Below are 2,378 nucleotides of genomic sequence, written 5' to 3' on the forward strand. Positions count from 1 at the left end.
GTTTGTTTCGTTCAGTTTTCAAAGAACTACTTGGTCGCTCATTTGCGACTTCCTTATGTTAACACTTTCGTTAATTGATGTCAACTAAGTTTTTTATTTCGTTTGTCGCTTGCGACGTTATTGTCATCGGCGACTTGTCCTATATTACACCTCTATATAATAATAGTCAATATTAATCTTTCATTTTTTTTAAAAAGATGAAAAAGACTCTCATACCCCCCTTTTATTTCTCATACATATCAATAAGATAACTGAAAGGAGTGTAGAACTTGTTCAATCCTTCTTTATTACACATCATAAGCTCCCATTCAAGAAGCCCACACTATCATAGGAAGTTTCCAATCATTCTATTTTGGAGTCAAAAAAGCGGCTGTACTTCTCTTGCTAAGTGGTTCTTTTACCAGATTGATTTATTACAAACCGCTCTAAGCTATAGTCCTTTCATTCATAATTATGAATATGATATATACAAAAGTACACCTGCCTATAGTGTACGACTAGGAGTAGCGTTACGAGAAAAACAAAAAGAAACTTTTAAACTTGTTCGTAACCCTTATAGGAGAGCAGTCAGTTCTTTCGTGTCCTTAATTGGACCTCCTTATATGGAAAATCCCGAATGGAAACCCATCCGAAAGTTTTTATATCAAGATGAAAATTCCACCAAAGGGATCTCATTTAAACAATTTTTATACTATCTATTTATAAAAGGAGCTCACGCAAGTGATATTAACCCACATTTCACACAACAATATATAGCTGGTGAAGAAGAATATGTGACCAATTATATATACTTAGAAAACTTCGATCACGAAATGAAAGAATTAGAAAAGCGTTTCGAATTAAAAACCGCACCAATAAATGAGTTCTCAACATCATGGCATCATCAAACTCCCGCCATGATTTATAAAGGGAATTTTAGCGAAGGCGATATTACTGATCCTTTATTTCCACGTCATCCAACTTTTGAAAGCTTTTATGATACTGAATGTATACAACTTGTCCAAACAATATTTCAAAATGATTTCGACACATATAAATACAGCAAAGAATATCCATACTAACTTTAGTCTATTATCTTTGCTAAATAAAAAAGATACCTCATATATAAGGTATCTTTTTAACATTTCAATTATATAAATCATACTGTTTAACAGTCTCTATTCTCCACCTTGTTACCTTTTAATAGATTACATAACTTTTGCTTATCCGCCCATCCTACTCCAATTAAGACTAAACTCGCTCCCATTATTACTCTCCATGTCAGAGATTCATTTAATAGAATAATTGAAGTAATAATACTTATTAATGGTAATGCATTTAAATATAATCCGCTTACTGATGCTGAAACTCTCTCTAGCGCTTTATTCCAAAACCAATACGCTAAAATTGTTGCTCCAATAACAAGGTATATTACACTAAGTACCGTTTTCCAAGTTTCAACCTTTGGGAGACCGTAATAAAAAATTTCTACCAGTGCAAACGGTAAGAGAATAACAGCTCCAATAATTAAAGTTAATGTTGTAAAAACCTCGTTTGATAAATACTGTTCTTGTTTTGGTCGTTTTAGCAAAACTGTGTAGAAAGCAAATAGAAAAGTACTTAATAATATTAGTATATCTCCTATTAAGGACACTTCTTGATTAGCACTTTTAGATGGAATCGTAATAAAGAGTACTCCTATAGCACCCAATATAATTCCTATCCAATAATTCAATCGAATTTCCTCTTTTAAAAAGAGTGCTGAAAAAAGAATTGTAACCAATGGTAACGCAGCATCTATAATACTCACATGTAATCCACTGGTTAAAGAAATGCCGTAGGATGTAAACATAAAATAACCAGCTACACCGGTAAAAGCTAACAAACTCATTCTTTTCCATGGAACTTTTTTATGTACAACTGATTTTTGTAGTTCCTTAAATGAGAATATCATACAAATTCCACCTGCAAAGAAAAGACGAATAAATAACAAAGTAAACGGCTGAATAGATTCTAACGCCCATTTTGTTGGCGCAATGGCTGTGCCCCATAATATAACAGCCACTAATAACATGCATATTTCTTTCATAATTCCCCACACCCATCAAAAATATATGTTAACTACCTTAATTATAGATTTTTTCTAATGTAAAATCCTTTAAAAGCACAAAAGGTTATGTAAGATCACAAACATTCTTTTTACATCTGGACTATATTCTTGAAAAGGTAATTCTTACCTTTAAATTAAAAATAATAAAAATAAACACAAAAAAACCTAAGTCAAAATGACTTAGGTTCTTGCTTGGCGACGTCCTACTCTCACAGGGACAAGGTCCCAACTACCATCGGCGCTAGAGAGCTTAACTTCCGTGTTCGGTATGGGAACGGGTGTGACCTCT

Annotated in this window: 2 protein-coding genes and 1 rRNA gene; 1 reads left to right on the top strand and 2 read right to left on the bottom strand. The window is 32.9% G+C overall.

The window, feature by feature from the left end; genetic code table 11:
* The first annotated feature begins 269 nt into the window (after positions 1-269).
* Positions 270-1,061 (top strand): sulfotransferase family 2 domain-containing protein, encoded by a 792-nt coding sequence (locus tag MR112_RS28540; RefSeq protein WP_000483018.1) that lies wholly within the window; start codon positions 270-272, stop codon positions 1,059-1,061.
* An 86-nt stretch (positions 1,062-1,147) separates the two neighbouring features.
* On the opposite strand, the gene MR112_RS28545 is transcribed toward MR112_RS28540, so the two are convergent.
* Together MR112_RS28545 and rrf are read right to left on the bottom strand one after the other, a co-directional pair.
* Entirely contained in the window at positions 1,148-2,068 is a 921-nt protein-coding gene (locus tag MR112_RS28545) for a DMT family transporter (RefSeq protein WP_000658271.1), read from the bottom strand.
* A 211-nt stretch (positions 2,069-2,279) separates the two neighbouring features.
* Positions 2,280-2,378, bottom strand: a 5S ribosomal RNA gene (rrf, locus tag MR112_RS28550); the annotation flags it as partial.

Origin of the sequence: Bacillus cereus group sp. BfR-BA-01330, assembly GCF_022663885.1 — a bacterium.
GTDB lineage: Bacteria > Bacillota > Bacilli > Bacillales > Bacillaceae_G > Bacillus_A > Bacillus_A cereus.

What these genes read in the sequence shown, in the direction of transcription:
- MR112_RS28545 (WP_000658271.1), bottom strand. Translation starts at nt 2,068, where the DNA reads ATGAAAGAAATATGCATGTTATTAGTGGCTGTTATATTATGGGGCACA.